A 17396-nucleotide genomic window follows, 5' to 3' on the forward strand; every position below is an offset into this window, starting at 1 on the left:
TGGGCAAGCACGATTGGACAAGCACGTGCGGCCAAGCACATATTGGCCAAGCATAATCGAGAAAGCGTGATGCCTCAGCCGCTTGCCGGAAAAGGGCGCAGTGCTAGACTTCGTCGGACAGAAGCCACTGCATCATGCCGCCACCCTTGCCCGCCGATCTTCTTCCGCCCGTCAGCCTGCCCGAGTTCGCCCGTCATTCGCCTGATCCATCCGCTTTGACTGTTCCACCCGGACCGTTCCATTTTTAAGTGTTCCAGTCCGATATCCACCTTTGAAATGGTGTTTCGATGCCGCTATCCCGTCGCCAGATCCTGTCCTCGCTCACTGCCGCAAGCCTTTTGCCGGCCCTGCCGATGCGCCACGCTTTCGCGCAGGATTCGCCACCGCCCTTTCCGGTTCCGGCCGTGCCGCCGCTCGACACGCGCGATTATGCACAGGCGCGCCAGTCCTTCCGGACCAATCTCCTGCGGCAAGGGCCTTCGCCGGAACAGTCCGGTCCGCTGGGCGAGCCGCCCGGCGCGCGCCGGGTCTTCTATCCCGGCGGTCCGGATGGCACGCTGAAGCTGATCGCCTGGGTTTCGCAGTACGAGCCCTCGGTGAAGCTGAAGCCGGCGGTCCTGTTCCTGCATGGCGGGAATGCCACCGGCGACGGGCATTGGGAACTCGTCATGCCCTATGCCAAAGCCGGCTTTGTCGTCATGCTGCCCTCGTTTCGCGGCGAGAACGGCCAGGCCGGCAATTATTCCGGCTTTTACGACGAAACGAGCGATGCGCTGGCCGCCGCCGATTTTCTCGAAAACCTGCCAGGCATCGACCGCAGCCGGATCTATCTGGCCGGCCACAGCAATGGCGGCACGCTTTCGCTGCTGGCTGGCATGACACGGCCCTTCCGCGCCGCCGTGCCGATCTCCGCCGGCGTCAGCGCCTGGCGCTATTTCGGCCGCTACCGCAAGGAAATCCCCTTCGATCCAAAGGATCCGAGCGAGCTCGTCATGCGCTCCTCGGTCTGTTTCGGCGCGAGCCTCAAATGTCCCACCCTGCTTTTGCGCGGAACGGAGGAGCGGCCCTTCGACGATAATCATCAATTGCTGATCACGCGCGCGCGCAGCGCCGGCCAGACGATCGATCACCGGCTTTTGCCTGGCACCCATAATGGCGTCGTGCCGGCCGCCGTCGAGGAGAGCATTCGCTTCTTCCGCCATTACGGCGCGTGAGCGTCGCGAAAGCCTCGCGCCAGCCGCACGTGGCAAGGTCGGCTCGACGCCATCTGCCGGAAGAAAGCGCCCCATGCCGTTTGCCGCCTCGATTTTCACGCCAGCTCTGGTCAGACGCTGCAGTCTTGCCGCCCTGTTTTCGGCCATCGGCACCCTGTCCGGCTGCATTCTGGTGACCGATACGAGCCGGATGAACCCGGATGTCTTCGTGCGGGAAACCTCGCCCGTCTTCCTGAACCCGGTCTATGCGACGCAGCTTGCCGTGCAGCCGCAGCCTGTGCCGCAGCGCGAGGCCATTCCGCAGAAGCGCGAGCTCTACCAGACCCAGTTCCACCAGACCTACGGCATTCCGGTCGCCAATCCGGTGCATCGCATCTATTACCAGAGCGTGCGCGATGACGGGCACACGCTGCCGGCCATTCCCTATTCGCGGATCGATGCCCGTTACCTGCGCCAGGAGGTTGATTACCGCACCAGCGAGGCGCCGGGCACGCTGGTCGTCGATACGAGGCAGCGCTTTCTGTATCTGGTGCAGCCGAACGGCAAGGCGATCCGCTACGGCATCGGCATCGGACGCGACGGCTTTGCCTGGTCGGGGCGCGGCGTCATCCAGTGGAAGGCCAAATGGCCGCGCTGGACGCCGCCGGCAGACATGGTGGCGCGCCAGCCGGAACTGGCGAGATTCTCCGCTGCCGAGGGCGGCGCCCTGCCGGGGCTCAACAATCCGCTCGGTGCCCGGGCGCTCTATATCTTCAAGGGCGGCAAGGATACGCTCTACCGCGTGCATGGCACGCCGGACTGGCAGTCCATCGGCAAGGCCACATCGTCCGGTTGCGTCCGCCTGCTCAATCAGGACGTCATCGATCTTTACGAACGCGTACCGTCCTCGACGCCGATCGTGGTGCTCTGAGCGGGGAGATCACGGCGCTTCCGGAAGCGATTCAAGCCAGATATTGTGGTGATCCGATCACAGTCGGGTCACGATAGAGTGCGGCGTGCCGCTCTGGTCAGGGGATTAAGGCGGTCTATACTTCTTCTCGCCACAATTGCGGAACCAAAGTCAGGTCCACCCGTTATCGTGCGTTCGTTCGCCCCATCAGTGAAGAGTATCTCCCGTAAAAATGACACGTGATACCATCAGCCGCCGCCGTCTCCTGAGCCTGCTCGCAGTCGGTACCGCTTCCACACTTGCGGGCTGCGCCTCTTCCGGTCCCGGCGGCAATCTGCCGCTCCGCACCGTTGCGCTCGGCCCTGCCGGCCTGCCGCCGCCGCCGACGGGCCGTTCGCCGGAACTCGACGCCACCTATGGCCAGATGGTCGATGGCGGCTATGTCATCCCTGCGATTCCCTATTGGAAGATCCCCTCGCAATTCTACCGCCAGCGGGTGGTGAACTCCACCGGCGAGCGCCCCGGCACCGTCGTGGTCGATACCAATGCGCGCTTCCTCTACCTGGTCGAGCCGGGCGGCGAGACTGCCATGCGCTACGGCGTCGGCATCGGTCGCGAAGGCTTTGCCTGGCAGGGTGAGGGCGTGATCCAGTGGCGCCAGAAATGGCCGAAATGGACCCCGCCGGCAGAAATGATCGCGCGCCAGCCCGAACTGGTGAAATATTCCGCAGCCAATGGCGGCATGCCGCCGGGCCTGATGAACCCGCTGGGTGCGCGCGCGCTTTATATTTTCCAGAACGGCCAGGACACGCTTTATCGCCTGCATGGCAGCCCGGAATGGAACTCCATCGGCAAGGCCGTATCCTCCGGTTGCGTGCGGCTGATGAACCAGGACATTATCGACCTTTACGAGCGCGTGCCGAACAAGGCACGGATCATCGTCTGGCAGTAAAGGCCTGCCTGTCAGGATCTGCCAGTCAGGATCTGCAAGTAAAGATCTGCCAGCAAAAATCTGGCATGACGGAAAAGGCGCCCGGCGCTGCGTAAGCGCCGGCTCAAGGGCGGGATCTCGCCGGCCTTCGGCATGCGCGACCAATCCCAGAATCCTGGCTGAGCACCCTATGTCAGCAATCCTTGGCCCATCCCCCTGGCCAAGCATTTTGGCCAATCCCCGGGGCCGATAAGCTTGGCCCATCCCCCTGGCCCATCACCGTGGCCCGGCAGGCTTGCGGGCAGATGCCGGTTTGACCGAAACCGCCAGTCCATCCCGCCAGTCAATCCGACAGTCACCCCAGACTCCCCAGACACCCCAGACTCCCCAGACCCCCAAGGGCCATCCCGGCAGCAATACCGAAGGCCGGATTTTAGCCGCCTGCCGGCACCACCTCGCAGGCGAGGCTGTTCTGCTTCAGGGTCTTGCAGGCCGACAAGGCCGTCGACTGGTCGGCAAAGCCGGAGAAGCGGGCGCGGTAGCGGGCGCCCGCGGCACCATGCACGGAATCGGTATAAGGCGTCAGACCGCCAAAGCGGCCGTCAAGCATGGGCATGGCGCGCGACAGGAGGGTGATGGCCTCGGTCTCGCTTCCGGCAGTGCCGAGCTGGACGCGCCAGCCGGCCGCGCTGACCACCTGGAAGGGGAGGGCGGCCTGCGATGGCGCGGCGTCCGAAAGGCTTGTCGCCTGGTCGGCAAAGGCCAGTTCGGCGGGAGGAGCCGCACGGGTGACGGTAGGCGCGCGGGCAACGGGCGGGCGCGCCGCTGTTGCATAGCGATCCGCAACAAGGGCTTGTGCCGGCAGCTTTTCGCGCGCTGGGGCTGCGGCTTCCGCCCGGGGAAGCGGCGGCAGCGGCGCGACAGCCTGCGCCGGCGCGGCGGGACGGGCCGGGAATTTCGACAGGTCGGCGGTTTCGGCAGCCCGCGGCATGACCGGCACGGGCACGGCGGCAGCCGGCGGCGGCGTGAATTCGGCGGCCTTGCCGGGGCGCAGCGCTGCCATCAGCGTGCCGCCGCGCGTGGCGGCCTTGGGCATGGCCGCATCCAGAAGCTCGGCCATGCGGGCATCGCGGCTGCGGGCGGTCTTGCCGCCCAGGACGACGCCGATGACGCGCCGGCCATTGTCGTTGACGGCGCTGACGAGGTTGAAGCCGCTGGCATTGGTAAAGCCGGTCTTGATGCCGTCCATGCCCTTGTAGCGATACATCAGATTGTTGTGGCCGCGCAGCGTCCTGCCGCGGAACTTGAAGGTTGCCGTGGAGAACAGGGCATATTCCTTGGGATAATCGCGCATCAGCGCCAGACCCAGCCGGGCCATGTCGCGGGCCGTCGTCACCTGCCGGCTGTCGGGCAGGCCGGAGCCGTTGCGAAACACCGTGCGGCTCATGCCGAGCTGGCGGGCCTTCGCCGTCATCGCCCGGCCGAAGCCTTCCTCCGAGCCGTAAAGATGATCGCCGATCCCTTCGGCCACATCATTGGCGGAGCGGACGATCATGCCGTAGACAGCCTCGCGCACCGTATAGGTCTGGCCGGCCCGGATGCCGAGCTTGGTGGGAATGGTGCGGGCGCCATTGGCCGACATGACGATCTTCTGGTCCCAGCTCAGGCGGCCGTCGCGCAGCGCCTCGAACACCATGTAGAGCGTCATCATCTTGGTCAGCGAGGCGGGATGGTTCAACTCATCGGCATTGGTCGATTGCAGCACCTTGCCGGAATTAACGTCCAGAATGAAATCGGCATAGCCGGCCCTGGCTTCGGCTCCAAACAGAATCGCGCCGATCATCAGCATCATGGCCGCAGCATTGCGGCCATATCCGCGCCTCGTCTTTGTCATCCCCACACCCCTGAAATCCGGTCAAGAGACGAAGATAATGCGCGAAAGCGGCGGAAAATAAGTTACAGTTTTAATATTTAAAATTGTGGTTAATGGACACTTACCGAAGAACCTGGGGATCCGTGACCCTGGCGGCAGCAGTTTTATGCCGCGCAAAGGCGCCATAAAGGGGCATGATTGCCCTTTGCGTTTTTGTTGCATATATTGATCTTGTGAAATCCAAACGTAATAGCCGCTCCCATCTGTTAAGAAAGCCGCATCATGCAGCAAGGCGCCGTCTCTCGCTATCTGGGAGAATTGCAGGAGGTCGGGGGCCTGAAGGGCACCGACATCGCAAACATTACGGATGTGTCTAAGGCGACGGTTTCCCGCTGGAAGGCAGGAACGATGAAGCCGCATCCCCGCATCGAACTGATATTGAGCGATCTGTATTATATCGTCGGCCGGCTCTCCGACTATTATTCAGGAGATGAAATCCGTCTCTGGCTTTACGCTCGACACCCGCAGCTCGACGGCCAGCGTGCGATTGATCTTATCCACGATGGCAAATCGATCGACGTGCTGAGCGTGCTTGATCGGCTTGATGCCGGAGCGTACCTGTAATTCATGGTGCACCTGCGAGACAGTGCCCTGATCGACGCTTTGGACGCCCTGCCGCCACGCTCGTTCAGCGGGACAGTGTGGCGCGTTGCGAGCGAGACCCGTGACCCGTGTCAGTGTAGCGCTTCCGGTGGTCGTTGGGACGACAAGACGTTCGATGTCCTTTACACCTCTCTTGAGAAAGAAGGTGCGCTGGCCGAAATGTATTTTCACCTTCTTCGCGGACAGCCGGTGTTTCCCTCCAAGGTGCGCTTCAAGCTCTATGAGCTTCATGTGGAGCTTTCGCAGGTGCTGGATCTTGGATCCCTCGATGATCTGACTGCTCTGGGGCTTGATCCTGCCCGGTATAAGCAGTTGTCATACGAGGAGCGAGTGGCAGAGTATCCACGCTCCCAAGAGATTGCCGAGGTGGCGCATTTTCTGGATATAGACGGTCTTATGGTTCCGAGCGCCCGGCGCGCGTGTTCAAACCTTGTCGTGTTCTGCGATCGGTCGAGGCCGGACGCGATCGAGATCGTCAATGATCATGGGTTGATCGACTGGGCAATGGTTGGCAAGCCGGTGCACGGATAGCCTGATTGTCTCCATGCCCGCCTTGTCCCGGCACTTTGCGAGCATTGATCTGGCAAGACGAAATGCCTGCAGTGGGTGACAGTTGGGGGAGAGAAAACGGGCGCTGCGCGTGTCGGCCATCCGAGGGATGCCGATGATGGGCCGGACCCTCAAAGGGCCCAGCCTGATCTTCCAAGGACCGGCGGGCTGCAGGCCCCAAGGCGGTCACATCACACGAACTGGCTCAGGCCCGGAACGGAATTGACCACTTCATCCACCGTTTCGGAGCCGGCATGTTCGCGGGCAACGGCAATCGTCTCGCGCGCCAGAGCGGTGATCTCGCCCATGCCGAGGCCTTGCGCCATCAGCTGCTGGCCAAGCGCCATCACGCCGCCGCCGAAGCTCGACATCAGGCCGCCCAGCAGGCCGCCGCCGCCGGCGCCTTCGCCGTTGAACTTCGCCACCAGTTCGGCTGCGCCGGGAATGGCCGCGATCATCCGCGCCACGGCGCCGTCATCGGCCTCGCGCTGGAGAAAGCCCAGCATCATGCCAACGGCCTTTTCGGCCACATCCGGGGTAATGCCGACATTGTCGGCGACGCGGGTCACCAGCTCGTTCATCAAACTCTCCTCAAAGCTAATTGACGTTCACGTCAACGTAAATAATTCCGCCGCCGCATGCAAGCGGTCTTCCCGCGTCGGCTCTGACAAGTCAACGCGCATGCGGTCTGTCCTTTCAGGCTTTCCCTCGCTGCCTTGGCCACGGACCGCGTGGCGCGGCGGATGAACATGAAACGGGGCGGCGGCGGCACAGAAGGGGCTGGTGGAACCTTCAGGAGGGTTTGCCCAGCGTATCGGCCATATAGGCGCCGCGCTTGCCCATCGGCTCTTCCGGGCCGGTCGTGCTGTCCCGCGCCGTCTGGTGCTCCAGCTCGGCATTGATCTCGGCGCCCAGGATCACGATGATGACGGAGATCCAGGTCCAGAACAGGAAGCCAACCAGCGCACCGAGCGTGCCATAGGTCGCATTGTAATCGGCAATATTGGAGAGGTAGAAGGAGACGCCGAGCGAGCCCAGCAGCCAGAACAGCGCCGCAAAGCCCGCACCCCAGGTCACCCAGGCCAGGCGGGCGATCTCCCGGCTTGGTCCGTAGCGATAGAGAAGCGTGATGCCGAAGGCGACGATCACCAGAAGCACCGGCCAGCGCAGCACATTGATCAGCAGTTCGGCAACGCTGCCCAAATGGATGAAGGTCATCACGGCCGGGATGACGCCGAGACCGATGACGATGACGATCACCCCGAAGATCAGGCCGAGGGTGAAGGTGAAGGCGACGAGGTTGAGGCGGATGAAGCTGCGCTTCTCCTCCTCGGCATAGGCCACATTCATCGCCTCGAACAGGGCTTTCACGCCGTTATTGGCGCTCCACAGCGCAATCGCCAGACCGACGATCAGGCCGACATTCAGCGTATTCTTGGCCTCGCCGGCCAGCGCCTGCAATTGCGAGAAGAAGATCTGCAGCCCTTCCGGCGGCATGATGCTGTTAAGAAAGCCGAGCCTTTCGGTCAGCGTCGCCGGATCGGCGATCATGCCGTAGAGCGAGACCAGGGCGGTCATGGCGGGAAAGACGGCAAGCAGCAAATAGAAGGTCACGCCGGCCGCGACCAGCATCACGCGATCCTCCTGCACGGCGGCGAAGACACGCCAGAAGACATCCTTGAGGCCGGTGAACGGAATCTCGCGCGGATTTTCGGCATTGCGGCCGCGCTCGTCATCCGTCTTGTCCCCCACCTCAGCCATGCATGTCACTCCTGTGCCTGAAAATCGTCTACCCGGTCGATGGATGCGATGCGTGTTGCCGTTCCCTTGGCCTCGACCTATACATGCGCAAGGGACAAACGAATTGAGGGAAGGGCGGTTGCATGGACGAGGCGGGAAAACTCTTCATCGGCGGCAGCCGTCATCCGGACGACAGGCTGAAGAAGGCCGAATTCCTCACGCTGAAATTCGGCAATCGCCATGGCCTCATCACCGGCGCCACCGGCACCGGCAAGACCGTCACTTTGCAGATCCTGGCGGAGGGATTTTCGCAGGCCGGCGTGCCGGTCTTCTGTTCCGATATCAAGGGCGACCTCTCAGGCATTGCCGCCCTGGGCGAGCCCAAGGATTTCCTGCTGAAGCGGGCGGAGCAGATCGAATTCGCCGATTATGACAATGCCGCCTTCCCCACCATCTTCTGGGATCTCTATGGCGAAAAAGGCCATCGCGTCCGCTCCACCATCGCCGAAATGGGCCCGCTTCTCCTGGCGCGGCTGATGGATGCCACGGATGCGCAGGAAGGCGTCCTCAACATCGCCTTCAAGATTGCCGACGAGGGCGGGCTGGCCCTGCTCGACCTGAAGGACCTGCAGGCGCTGCTGACCTATATGGCCGATCATGCCGGCGAGATTTCCAAGCGCTACGGCTTTGTCTCCAAGGCTTCCATCGGGTCGCTGCAGCGGGGTCTGCTGGTGCTGGAACAGCAGGGCGCCGAGCATTTCTTCGGCGAGCCGGCGCTGAGAATCACCGATATCATGCGCACCACCCAGGACGGACGCGGCGTCGTATCGGTTCTGGCTGCCGACCGGCTGATGATGAATCCCAGGCTCTACGCCACATTCCTGCTCTGGCTGCTGTCGGAACTTTTCGAGGAATTGCCGGAAGTGGGCGATCCGGAAAAGCCGCGGCTGGTCTTCTTCTTCGACGAGGCGCATCTGCTCTTCTCGGAAGCGCCGAAAGTGCTTTTGGAACGGGTGGAACAGGTGGTGCGGCTGATCCGCTCCAAGGGCGTCGGTGTCTATTTCATCACCCAGAACCCGCTCGACGTGCCGGAAACGGTGCTCGCGCAGCTCGGCAATCGCGTGCAGCATGCCCTGCGCGCCTATACCCCGCGCGAGCAGAAGGCGGTGAAGACGGCGGCCGATACTTTCCGCCCCAATCCGGATTTCAAGACGGACGAGGTGATCACCCAGCTCGGCACCGGCGAGGCGCTCGTCTCCACGCTGGAGGGCAAGGGTGCGCCATCCATGGTCGAGCGTACGCTGATCCGGCCGCCTTCGGCGCGCATAGGGCCGCTGAGCGACGAGGAACGCCGCCAGATCATCGCAGAGAGCCCGGTGGCAGGACAATATGACAAGGATCTCGACCGCGAATCGGCCTTCGAGATCCTGACCGCGCGCGCCGAAAAGGCCGCCGGGGCGCCCGTGCCGGAGCGGGCGCGGCTCGATCCCGCCTCGCCCCCGGATGGGCGGAACGCCGGAAATGACGGCCGCCCGGAGGGCGGCAACCGGCAGGGAGAGAGCGGGGAAGACGAGACCCGCGACAGCGCGGCCGGGCGCTGGTCGCTGCCGGGTTTCGGCGATGCGGTGGAGGAGGCGCTCGGCACCGACCGGCCGAAGCGGCGCTCCACCTCCGGCGGCCGGGCATCCGGCTATCAGCGGGAAACGGTGATCGAGGCGGCCATGAAAAGCGCGGCCCGCTCCGTCGCAAGCTCGGTCGCCAACCAGATCGGCCGTGCTTTGGTGCGCGGGATATTGGGCAGCCTGAAGCGCTGATGCGGGGCGGGACCCCTGATCATGGGGATCCGTCCATGCGATTCCGCGTCAGGATGCCGTGGCGATCGTCGCGGCCTCTTCGCGGATGCGCTTGATCATTGAGCGAAGGCCGTTGGCGCGCTGCGAGGAGAGGTTTTCCACCAGTCCGATCCGGTCGAAAATGCCGATAATGTCCATATCGGCAATGTCGGAGGCATGCTTGCCGGACACCGCCGCCAGGACGATCGCCACCAGGCCGCGCACGATATGCGCATCGGAATCGCCCTCGAAGGTCAGCACCGGATCCGCGCCATCGCCGCCCGCCTGCCGATGGGAGACCAGCCAGACCTGGCTGGCGCAGCCATTCACCTTGTTTTCCGCCGTGCGCTTATCCGCCGCCAGCTCCGGTAGCGCCTTGCCCAGCTCGATCACATAGCGGTAGCGGTCCTCCCAGTCGTCCAGGAAGGCGAAATCGTCGATGATCTGGTCGATGCTGCTCATGTCTTATCCTTTGTCTCCGCTCTATATAGGCACCTCCGGCCGCGGCGAAAACGAAAAAAAACGCCGCATGACAGGGTCACGCGGCGTCAGCAGGCGCTGATTGAGTTGGGCAGATCAGGCGTCGAGGGATCTCGGCGCAAGTGGGGTGTCAACGAAAGGGAAGGTCTTCCAGCTGGCCTTGCGAGATTCGCAGTTTCAGCGGGCTTGCGCAGTTTCAGCGGGTGTCCGGCCGGGGGCTGGGCAAAGGAACGGTGCCGGTCACCACGCCGTCGGCGGCTGCAATGGCGCCGGTCACGCGAGCCTGGGACGGCTTGGGCGGAAAGGGTTGAAGGGTGGCGGGTGCATCGGCCGCGCTGACGACGGTGATCTTCGGCACGGCCATCCGGTCTTGTGCAAGCGAAGCGGCGGGCGCCGGCTGTCTGGCCGCACCATTTTCAGAGGCGGCCCCAGAGGAGGTTGCCGAGGAAGGAAACTGCGTGTCGAGGAAGTCATAGGCGACGCGTGCGCCTTCCCTGGCCCGGATGGCAAGTGCGGTGAAGGTTTCGGCTCCGGTCTCACAGACATCCGGCTTTTCGGCGCACAGACCGCTGACATAGGAATAGGCTCCGGCCGCGGCCGACAGCGCGTCGGTCAGCTGCAGCGGATGTGCCTCTCCCTCCGCGGTCGCCTGCGGCGCCTGGCTGAAATAGGACAGCGCAACAAGGCCTGCTCCAAATACCAGTGTCGTCTTGATCAGGAACCACATCTTCGTTCACCTGTCCCGGTCGACTTCTCTTGAGCGCCTGTCTTCGGCGCCCTTGTCTCTGCGTCTATGTCTGCGTCAGTTTCCGTCTGCCGGTCTTGACGTGAAACCACCCTAGCGGCCCATTCGAAACGTCCCCTTGCGGTAAAAGCTGCGATTTGACGCAAATTTGTCTCGAATTTTATCGAACCCGCCGCATCCTCTCCGAAACAGCCCTTTCCGGAGCTTTTTAGCATTCGCCGTTAAGCATAAATGCGGCAGTGCGTCAGCGGTTGCCGCCTTTTCTTGCACAGGCTTTGCCCCAATCCTTAACGAATTGCCGAAAATTGAAGAAAATCCGCTGCTTACGCCCTGTTAACCACAAGCGGAATTGCTTCGTTCCGGCACAGGCAGAGGGCCTGTTTCCGGCCTTCCCACCCCCTTCCGGACCTCTTCTTTTATAGTTTCCTTAAGTCGCTGACGCCTATGGTCGTGCCATCAAGATTCGCGGTATTAGGTAATTGCGTTGCGCGTATTCGAAGACATCGGCGGAAAGCTGGCCGGCGGGACTGACCGTCTCGTGCTCGGCTGGATGAAGCAGCTCGGCAGGGGCGACACCATGCGCCTCGGCGATGTGGCGAACCTGCGCCGTCTGGCCGTGCTGTGCGGCGCCTGCCTCATCATGCTGCCTTTCGCCGCCGGTCTGGCGCTTGGCCCGGCGCTCGGCGCTCCGGTCGGCGCGGCGCTGATGCTGGCAACTCTTCTCTCCTTTTCCGCCGCCGGCCTCTTCCTGCTGCGGCCCCAGGATGCTCTCGAAACGCCGGCTGCCGATGCGGCGGACGCCATCTTCGACGCCTGCCCGGGCGTGATGCTCCTGTGCGATGCGCAGGGCGTCATCTCCAGGATCGGCGGCCGCGAGCAGGCCATGTTGCCGGCCGGCCGGCGAGATCCGCGCGGCCTGGCGCTTGCCGAACTCGTGCATGTTTCAGATCGCATCGCCGTTGCCCAGGCGCTGGACGCGCTGCGTCTCGGCCAGCGCAGCGTCTCGGTGGATGCGCGTGTCGAACAGGGGTTCGATCCGCAGGGCGGGCGCCAGTTCCTGCCGGTGCGGCTCGATCTGTCGGCCATGGCAGGCGGCGAACCCGGTCTCCACCCGGTGCTCGTCCAGATGCGCGATGCCTCGATCGAGGCCGGCCTGCGCGAGGAGATCGTCGAATGCACGGCCGAAGCCGCCTCTGCCCATGAAACGAAATCCCGCTTCCTGGCTGCCGTCAGCCACGAGCTCAGAACGCCGCTGAACGCCATTCTCGGCTTTTCCGACGTGCTGGCCGGCGAATATTTCGGCGCCCTGCAGAATGAGCGTCAGCGCGAATATGTCTCGCTGATCCGGCAGTCGGGCGGCCATCTTCTCTCCGTCGTCAACACCATGCTGGATATGAGCCGTATCGAGGCGGGGCGCTACGAGCTGATCACCGAGCCCTTCCGCATTGCGGAGGCGGTGGAAACCTGCCGCGCCATGCTGGATCTGCAGGCCCGCAACAAGGGCGTCACCCTCACAACGCGGATCGCCCGCGGTCTGGGCGATGTCGTGGCCGATCGGCGGGCCGTCCAGCAGATCCTCATCAACCTCACCGGCAATGCGGTGAAGTTCACGCCGGCGGGCGGCGTCGTGTCCATCGATGCCGAGGAACGCGGCCGCACTCTCGTCATTGTCGTCAGCGATACCGGCATCGGCATCGCCGCCGACAAGATGGACCGGCTGGGCCAGCCCTTCACGCAGGTGCAGGGCGATTACAACCGCGCCTATGAAGGCACGGGGCTCGGCCTGTCGCTGGTCAAGGGACTGGTCTCGCTGCATGGTGGACAATTCGCGATCGAAAGTCGCCTGGGGGAAGGAACCGTGGTAACCGTCACGCTGCCGCTGGAGGGGCCGCAGAGTTCGAGCATCGCATGCGAGGAGGACGGGGCGGTGGAATTTCCGCCACGCCTGCGAAAGACGCAGGACGTGGCGGCAACGCAAGAACAGGGATTTGCGCATGACCGCGCGAAAGCGAAAAGCGCCTGACCGACGCAAGAAGCCGGTGAAGGACTTTGGCCGGGAACCCGGCGTGCTGGGCAGCGTGCTGAAACGCCTGCTGCCGGGCCTGCTGTCTTCAGCCTGCCGCTATGCCCTGCGCCATCCGCGCGGCGTGGGCGGCAGTCTTTGCGTGGCGGTGGCCGGCAGTTTCGTCATGGCCAATGCGCTCTGGTACCAGCCGGGCGGCCATCCGCACCCTTTCCTGCGGACCCGCGATGCCGAACATCCCGATGCCATTGCCGGCTACCGGCCGGCGCCGCGCGAACCGGCGGGAGACGTCACGACATTTCATATCGAACGCCAGGACCTGGCCGAGCGGCCCGCGAACCAGCCGGAGGGCGGCCCGTCGGCCCGTCCCGTGCCGGTCGACCTGCCGGAGGCCACGGCTGCGACCGGCAGCCGGTCGGCCCCGTTCGAGGATCCGCTGGTCACCCGGCAGGCGGCAACCATGCCGGCCCTCTCGACCCCCGACCTGACAAAAGACCCGGCGCACAACCCGGTGCAGAACCCGGGTCAGGCCTCGCTGCAAACCGCCGCGCCGCAAACACCGGCGCCCGGTGCAGACGTGCCGCCCAACCGCGTCGTGGTGCCCCTGCAGCGTCCTGCCGGAGACCTCAAGGCGGAAGATCCGGTGGCCGTGGCAATCCGGGCGGCCGAACGCCGGCCGGCCGCAGCCCCGCCAAAGCCGCCCTCGGCCGCTCCGCAGCCCCCGCGCGAGGTGGCGCAGTCCGCCAGCGCCAGGCAGGAGGACCAGGTCGCGGCGCAGATCACCAATGCCGCCAGCAACGGGCTTCCGCTGGCTGATGTCGATCTGGTGATGCAGATCCAGCGCGGCCTCGCCAATATCGCCTATACCGATGTGCAGGTGGATGGCGTGGCCGGCGCCCAGACGCGTGCCGCCATCCGCCATTTCCAGAAACATTATCGCCTGGCCGAAACGGGCGAACCTTCCGATGCCGTGCTGAAGAAGCTGAAATCCATCGGAGCCCTGTAAAGCAAGGTTTAGCAAGGCGGCGTCCGGACGCTCTCCGCCGGACCCGCCACGGAGCCTTTCAAGCCGCGTGCCGCTTGGAAAACCTCAGCGCGGATGCTCCTGGGCGAAGACCAGCAATTGCCAAACCACCGGTCCCAGGACCGGATGCTCGTGATGAGCGGTGGGGATCGGCTGGCGCCGGCCGACGACGATCTCGTCGCCGCAGGTCTTGCAGCGATAAATGCCGGCATTCAGCGTGATCTGCCCCGGCAGCCAGTCCTTGTCAAAGGCGCTGACATCGCTTTGGACGAGATGGTGCGGATATTTGTATTTCGCCATGGGGCCTCCAGATGCTGCAAAGGGCAAGAACCGTTCTGGTTGCGGGTTTCTCTCGCGACCGATGTCTCGATACAGACGATGCGGCCGACCGCTACCACGTCAAGCTTGCGCCGGGCGGAGGCGGGCGCCACAGTGCCGTGCCCCAACCGGCTTTGGCCGCAACTCCATAGGAGCAGGAACAGGATATATGCGACTTAGAAGCGATCTCGTCGTCTCCGCCCTGATCCGGCGGGTCTTCTCCATGGGGGGATTTGCCGCCGTAGACCATCGCGGCGCCGACGAGGCGGGCGCCATCTTCATCCGCCAGCGCCACCGCGACGGCCTGGAGGATCTTTTCGGCCCGGCGCCGCAGATCCTGGCGGATGAGGGCGGTGCGCGTCGTTTCGAACGGCGTCTCACCCGCGCCGAGCCGGACGCGGTCGCCGCGCTGATGGAGAAGGAGCGCCGCTTCGATCCGGATCTTTGGCTGGTCGAGCTGGAGATCGACGATATCGGCGATCTGATCGAGGTGACCGACGGGCAGCCGTGAGCCGCCGCTCTTGCACCGTTCGGTCAGAACGGGACGCTGCGAAAACTCTGTCTGCTTGGCTTTTTCCCCCGCGCGCCCGGACGGAAAACCGGTTCCCACTTTTCCTGGCCGCGCTTTTTCCCCGCGCGTCCGGACGGAAAACCGGGTTCCACTTTTCCTGGCCGCGCTTGTTTCCCGCGCGTCTGGACGGAAAACCGGCTCCCACTTTTCCTGGCCGCGCTTGTTTCCCGCGGGTCCGGACGGAAAACCGGTTCCCACTTTTCCTGGCCGCGCTTTTTCCCCGCGGGTCCGGACGGAAAGCCGGTTCCCACTTTTCCTGGCCGCGCTTGTTTCCCGCGCGCCCGGACGGAAAACCGGTTCCCACTTTTCCTGGCCGCGCTTTTTCCCCGCGCGTCCGGACGGAAAACCGGGTTTCACTTTTCCTGGCCGCGCTTTTTTCCCGCGCGCCCGGACGGAAAACCGGTTCCCACTTTTCCTGGCCGCGCTCTAGGCCGAGCGGGCAGGGCGAGCAGCCGGCGTCGCGGCTGTTTGGTCGGCATAGGTGTAGCGATCGGCGCGCCGCCAGGCCTCGACCCGCCGGCCGCACTCATTCTCGTCCAGCTGATCCCACAGGATCGCGCTGCGGGTCACGCCGCCAACCTTTTCGCGCAGGTGGCCGTAAAGCTGTTCCAGGATCGCCAGCGAATCCGTCTGCTCCATCCCGATGCCCTTCAGCGTGGTGGCGAGCTGGTGGCCGGAAATATCCAGCATGATCCGCTCGGAAAGCCAGCGGCTCGCCGACAGCGTGTCGGATAGCGTGGTGGCAAAGGCATCGGCCTCGCGGGCACGGGCAAAGCGCGTCAGCAGCGCCTCCTGAACCGGCGTCACGGTGCGCAGGCCGAGGCGCTCGGCCGTATGGGCGGATTGGCTCTGCGCCATCTGCTTGATGGTATTGCGCAGCGCCTCCTCGCGGGACAATCGCGCATCGCTGTGGAACCGGGCTTGCTCAGTGAGGTCCGGTGCGTTTTGGGGCATCGCAAGGGCGTCGCTGCTCGCCTCGGCCACGCCGGCCTCCTCCGCAACCGGGCGCGGCGGCCGGGAAAGATCGCGGCTCTGGCGCAACCCGACCAGCGCGTCGATCACGGCCGGTGACAGCTGATCGCGGCGCACGATGGCGCGGGCATGATCGGCACCCTGCGTGCGGGCAATGGTGATCAGAGCCTCGTCGGAGAGGCTGGGGGATTGTGAGAGGAAGGCGGCGGAAATCGCGATCGGCTGACAGCCGATGAAGAAGGCGACGGCCGAGGGCACATGGCGCGAGCGCGCCAGTGCCGCAACGGCCTGGCGGCGCGCCTCCGGGCTGGAGGCGTCGAAGAGCGGCGAGAACAATTCGGCAAATTGCCGGAGCTCGGGTTTGCTGGGATGCTCGAGGTCCTCGAAACTCGATACCGTGGCCATCAGGACCACATCCTTTCTACGCATCGCCTGCGGCCTCTCAAGATCACGATACCGGTCCACGCACTCATCCACCAACGCACATACAAAAATGATAGACACTCGAACCCAATTCGCGGGCGACCCAATCCGCCGGCGATCCAGCCGCCGGCAGAGCCTGTCCGCGACAAGTCATGCCGGCAGACCTCTCGCCAAAGTCTTGTGCCATGCGGCCAGCCCCGGAAAGTCCCCCTGCTTTGCCGGCCCTGCCGCTGCCGTTCAGCGTGCCGCAAGGCATGTCCCGCGTCAGGTGACTGTAGGCAGGACAGGGTTAATCGCTGGTGAAGATCGCCGGCTTTTGCGCCGGAACAGGCCACACTTCAGGGCCCGGAACATCCGGCTTTGTGCCGCGGTGTGACAGTTATATCATCAATGGCTAATATAATTGCTCCGCCAACCCTTGAAACCCTGCGCAAGGCAAGCCTGGCGCAAGCTTCGGAGGAAAACTGGAGAGCTGTGGCCGGTCCGGCATGCCTGTCGTTCCAAGTCCCAACCGTTCTGACGGCTGGGTCAGGGTCAAGACAGGCCAGGCGGTGATGTGAGTGTGGCATTTGTGACGAGCTGCGACAAACTTGCGCGAAATGTCAAAAACGGAAGATGAGTATTAGCATTTTATTAAGGAGCGTGGGGTTCAATTCGGGTTAACGCAGGGTTTTCGCGTCAGCTCTTGCAAGATGGTCGGCCGGTTCGAACCCGGTTGCGGTTTCTCTTCCAAAGGGCGTGAACTCCGGGGCAACTTGTGCGTTGAAAGTATCGCTGAGCCATTTGGTTCCGCCGGAACCGAGGTTCTCCGAGAAAGGCGCAAACTGCCTTGGATTCAAGGATGCGTCAGCCCGCCTAGATGCGGGCAGGGTGAAATCGGTCCGTCCTTCATCCGTCTCGAATCCCCTTGAGGAGACGTGCATGGCAGAGATCGTTGTATTGAAGAAATGGCGCGACATGCATCCCGAGCGCGGCTTCCTGCGGCTTGACCGCCGCGAGGGTGCCGATGTGGTGCTGTTCACCGGCGTGCGCTACGAGCGCATCGAAGATGTCACACACCGCACGATGGACGACCTGTCGCTGCGCGCCGACAGCGGCAAGACGCACTGATCTGGGATAAGGGACCCTAAATCATCGCCGCCGGCAGGC

Annotated in this window: 17 protein-coding genes; 10 read left to right on the forward strand and 7 right to left on the reverse strand. The window is 63.9% G+C overall.

All coding sequences use genetic code 11. The annotated features are described in order from the left end of the window. The first annotated feature begins 287 nt into the window (after positions 1-287). The 3 genes from QTJ18_RS09105 to QTJ18_RS09115 all read left to right on the forward strand — a co-directional run bounded on the left by QTJ18_RS09105 (position 288) and on the right by QTJ18_RS09115 (position 3055). On the forward strand, positions 288-1214 hold the full coding sequence (locus QTJ18_RS09105; protein WP_252751723.1) for an alpha/beta hydrolase family protein: 927 nt from the start codon (positions 288-290) through the stop codon (positions 1212-1214). Positions 1215-1287: 73 nt separating this feature from the next. Then, entirely contained in the window at positions 1288-2124 is an 837-nt protein-coding gene (locus QTJ18_RS09110) for a L,D-transpeptidase (protein WP_252751722.1), read from the forward strand. A 211-nt stretch (positions 2125-2335) separates the two neighbouring features. Beyond that, entirely contained in the window at positions 2336-3055 is a 720-nt protein-coding gene (locus tag QTJ18_RS09115) for a L,D-transpeptidase (protein WP_252751721.1), read from the forward strand. 412 nt (positions 3056-3467) lie between these two features. Here the strand turns inward: QTJ18_RS09115 and QTJ18_RS09120 are convergent, their stop codons facing one another. Then, positions 3468-4886, reverse strand: a complete 1419-nt coding sequence (locus QTJ18_RS09120) for a serine hydrolase (RefSeq protein WP_252751912.1) — start codon at positions 4884-4886, stop codon at positions 3468-3470. 303 nt (positions 4887-5189) lie between these two features. Between QTJ18_RS09120 and QTJ18_RS09125 the strand changes: the two genes are divergently transcribed. Both QTJ18_RS09125 and QTJ18_RS09130 read left to right on the forward strand, forming a co-directional pair. After that, positions 5190-5531 carry an antitoxin Xre/MbcA/ParS toxin-binding domain-containing protein gene (locus tag QTJ18_RS09125; RefSeq protein ID WP_252751720.1) on the forward strand — a complete coding sequence of 114 codons (342 nt, stop codon included), beginning with the start codon at positions 5190-5192 and terminating at the stop codon, positions 5529-5531. Positions 5532-5534: 3 nt separating this feature from the next. Then, positions 5535-6101, forward strand: coding sequence for an RES family NAD+ phosphorylase (locus QTJ18_RS09130; RefSeq protein WP_252751719.1), 567 nt, complete (start codon positions 5535-5537; stop codon positions 6099-6101). A 209-nt stretch (positions 6102-6310) separates the two neighbouring features. On the opposite strand, the gene QTJ18_RS09135 is transcribed toward QTJ18_RS09130, so the two are convergent. Both QTJ18_RS09135 and QTJ18_RS09140 read right to left on the reverse strand, forming a co-directional pair. After that, on the reverse strand, positions 6311-6700 hold the full coding sequence (locus QTJ18_RS09135) for a hypothetical protein (RefSeq protein WP_252751718.1): 390 nt from the start codon (positions 6698-6700) through the stop codon (positions 6311-6313). Between the two features lie 211 nt (positions 6701-6911). Then, positions 6912-7880 (reverse strand): YihY/virulence factor BrkB family protein, encoded by a 969-nt coding sequence (locus tag QTJ18_RS09140; protein WP_252751717.1) that lies wholly within the window; start codon positions 7878-7880, stop codon positions 6912-6914. A 122-nt stretch (positions 7881-8002) separates the two neighbouring features. Between QTJ18_RS09140 and QTJ18_RS09145 the strand changes: the two genes are divergently transcribed. Then, positions 8003-9673: a helicase HerA-like C-terminal domain-containing protein gene (locus QTJ18_RS09145; protein ID WP_252751716.1), complete on the forward strand. Its 1671-nt coding sequence runs from the start codon at positions 8003-8005 to the stop codon at positions 9671-9673. A gap of 48 nt (positions 9674-9721) precedes the next feature. On the opposite strand, the gene QTJ18_RS09150 is transcribed toward QTJ18_RS09145, so the two are convergent. Together QTJ18_RS09150 and QTJ18_RS09155 are read right to left on the reverse strand one after the other, a co-directional pair. Next, entirely contained in the window at positions 9722-10153 is a 432-nt protein-coding gene (locus QTJ18_RS09150) for a SufE family protein (protein ID WP_252751715.1), read from the reverse strand. A 214-nt stretch (positions 10154-10367) separates the two neighbouring features. Continuing rightward, positions 10368-10898, reverse strand: coding sequence for a DUF5330 domain-containing protein (locus tag QTJ18_RS09155; protein ID WP_252751714.1), 531 nt, complete (start codon positions 10896-10898; stop codon positions 10368-10370). Positions 10899-11400: 502 nt separating this feature from the next. Between QTJ18_RS09155 and QTJ18_RS09160 the strand changes: the two genes are divergently transcribed. After that, positions 11401-12939, forward strand: a complete 1539-nt coding sequence (locus QTJ18_RS09160; protein ID WP_252751713.1) for a sensor histidine kinase — start codon at positions 11401-11403, stop codon at positions 12937-12939. Next, on the forward strand, positions 12911-13945 hold the full coding sequence (locus QTJ18_RS09165) for a peptidoglycan-binding domain-containing protein (protein ID WP_252751712.1): 1035 nt from the start codon (positions 12911-12913) through the stop codon (positions 13943-13945). Before QTJ18_RS09160 ends, QTJ18_RS09165 begins: the two co-directional genes overlap by 29 nt. An 84-nt stretch (positions 13946-14029) precedes the next feature. Here QTJ18_RS09165 and QTJ18_RS09170 read toward each other — a convergent pair whose 3' ends face one another. Continuing rightward, a complete protein-coding gene (locus tag QTJ18_RS09170; protein ID WP_252751711.1) occupies positions 14030-14263 on the reverse strand; it encodes a TraR/DksA C4-type zinc finger protein in 234 nt (77 codons plus the stop codon). 187 nt (positions 14264-14450) lie between these two features. On the opposite strand from QTJ18_RS09170, the gene QTJ18_RS09175 reads away from it, so the two are divergent. After that, on the forward strand, positions 14451-14792 hold the full coding sequence (locus QTJ18_RS09175; protein WP_252751710.1) for a DUF1491 family protein: 342 nt from the start codon (positions 14451-14453) through the stop codon (positions 14790-14792). Between the two features lie 486 nt (positions 14793-15278). Here QTJ18_RS09175 and QTJ18_RS09180 read toward each other — a convergent pair whose 3' ends face one another. Further along, the gene (locus tag QTJ18_RS09180; RefSeq protein ID WP_252751709.1) at positions 15279-16229 is read right to left on the reverse strand and encodes a DUF2336 domain-containing protein; all 951 of its coding nucleotides are present in this window, start codon (positions 16227-16229) and stop codon (positions 15279-15281) included. Between the two features lie 939 nt (positions 16230-17168). On the opposite strand from QTJ18_RS09180, the gene QTJ18_RS09185 reads away from it, so the two are divergent. Next, positions 17169-17357: a hypothetical protein gene (locus tag QTJ18_RS09185; protein WP_252751708.1), complete on the forward strand. Its 189-nt coding sequence runs from the start codon at positions 17169-17171 to the stop codon at positions 17355-17357. Positions 17358-17396 lie beyond the last annotated feature (39 nt).

It is taken from the genome of Rhizobium sp. SSA_523, assembly GCF_030435705.1.
Taxonomy (GTDB): domain Bacteria; phylum Pseudomonadota; class Alphaproteobacteria; order Rhizobiales; family Rhizobiaceae; genus Neorhizobium.

Coding starts and splice junctions, on each gene's coding strand:
- QTJ18_RS09105 (WP_252751723.1), top strand. CDS start 288: ATGCCGCTATCCCGTCGCCAGATCCTGTCCTCGCTCACTGCCGCAAGC.
- QTJ18_RS09110 (WP_252751722.1), top strand. CDS start 1,288: ATGCCGTTTGCCGCCTCGATTTTCACGCCAGCTCTGGTCAGACGCTGC.
- QTJ18_RS09115 (WP_252751721.1), top strand. CDS start 2,336: ATGACACGTGATACCATCAGCCGCCGCCGTCTCCTGAGCCTGCTCGCA.
- QTJ18_RS09120 (WP_252751912.1), bottom strand. CDS start 4,886: ATGATGCTGATGATCGGCGCGATTCTGTTTGGAGCCGAAGCCAGGGCC.
- QTJ18_RS09125 (WP_252751720.1), top strand. CDS start 5,190: ATGCAGCAAGGCGCCGTCTCTCGCTATCTGGGAGAATTGCAGGAGGTC.
- QTJ18_RS09130 (WP_252751719.1), top strand. CDS start 5,535: ATGGTGCACCTGCGAGACAGTGCCCTGATCGACGCTTTGGACGCCCTG.
- QTJ18_RS09135 (WP_252751718.1), bottom strand. CDS start 6,700: ATGAACGAGCTGGTGACCCGCGTCGCCGACAATGTCGGCATTACCCCG.
- QTJ18_RS09140 (WP_252751717.1), bottom strand. CDS start 7,880: ATGGCTGAGGTGGGGGACAAGACGGATGACGAGCGCGGCCGCAATGCC.
- QTJ18_RS09145 (WP_252751716.1), top strand. CDS start 8,003: ATGGACGAGGCGGGAAAACTCTTCATCGGCGGCAGCCGTCATCCGGAC.
- QTJ18_RS09150 (WP_252751715.1), bottom strand. CDS start 10,153: ATGAGCAGCATCGACCAGATCATCGACGATTTCGCCTTCCTGGACGAC.
- QTJ18_RS09155 (WP_252751714.1), bottom strand. CDS start 10,898: ATGTGGTTCCTGATCAAGACGACACTGGTATTTGGAGCAGGCCTTGTT.
- QTJ18_RS09165 (WP_252751712.1), top strand. CDS start 12,911: ATGACCGCGCGAAAGCGAAAAGCGCCTGACCGACGCAAGAAGCCGGTG.
- QTJ18_RS09170 (WP_252751711.1), bottom strand. CDS start 14,263: ATGGCGAAATACAAATATCCGCACCATCTCGTCCAAAGCGATGTCAGC.
- QTJ18_RS09175 (WP_252751710.1), top strand. CDS start 14,451: ATGCGACTTAGAAGCGATCTCGTCGTCTCCGCCCTGATCCGGCGGGTC.
- QTJ18_RS09180 (WP_252751709.1), bottom strand. CDS start 16,229: ATGGCCACGGTATCGAGTTTCGAGGACCTCGAGCATCCCAGCAAACCC.
- QTJ18_RS09185 (WP_252751708.1), top strand. CDS start 17,169: ATGGCAGAGATCGTTGTATTGAAGAAATGGCGCGACATGCATCCCGAG.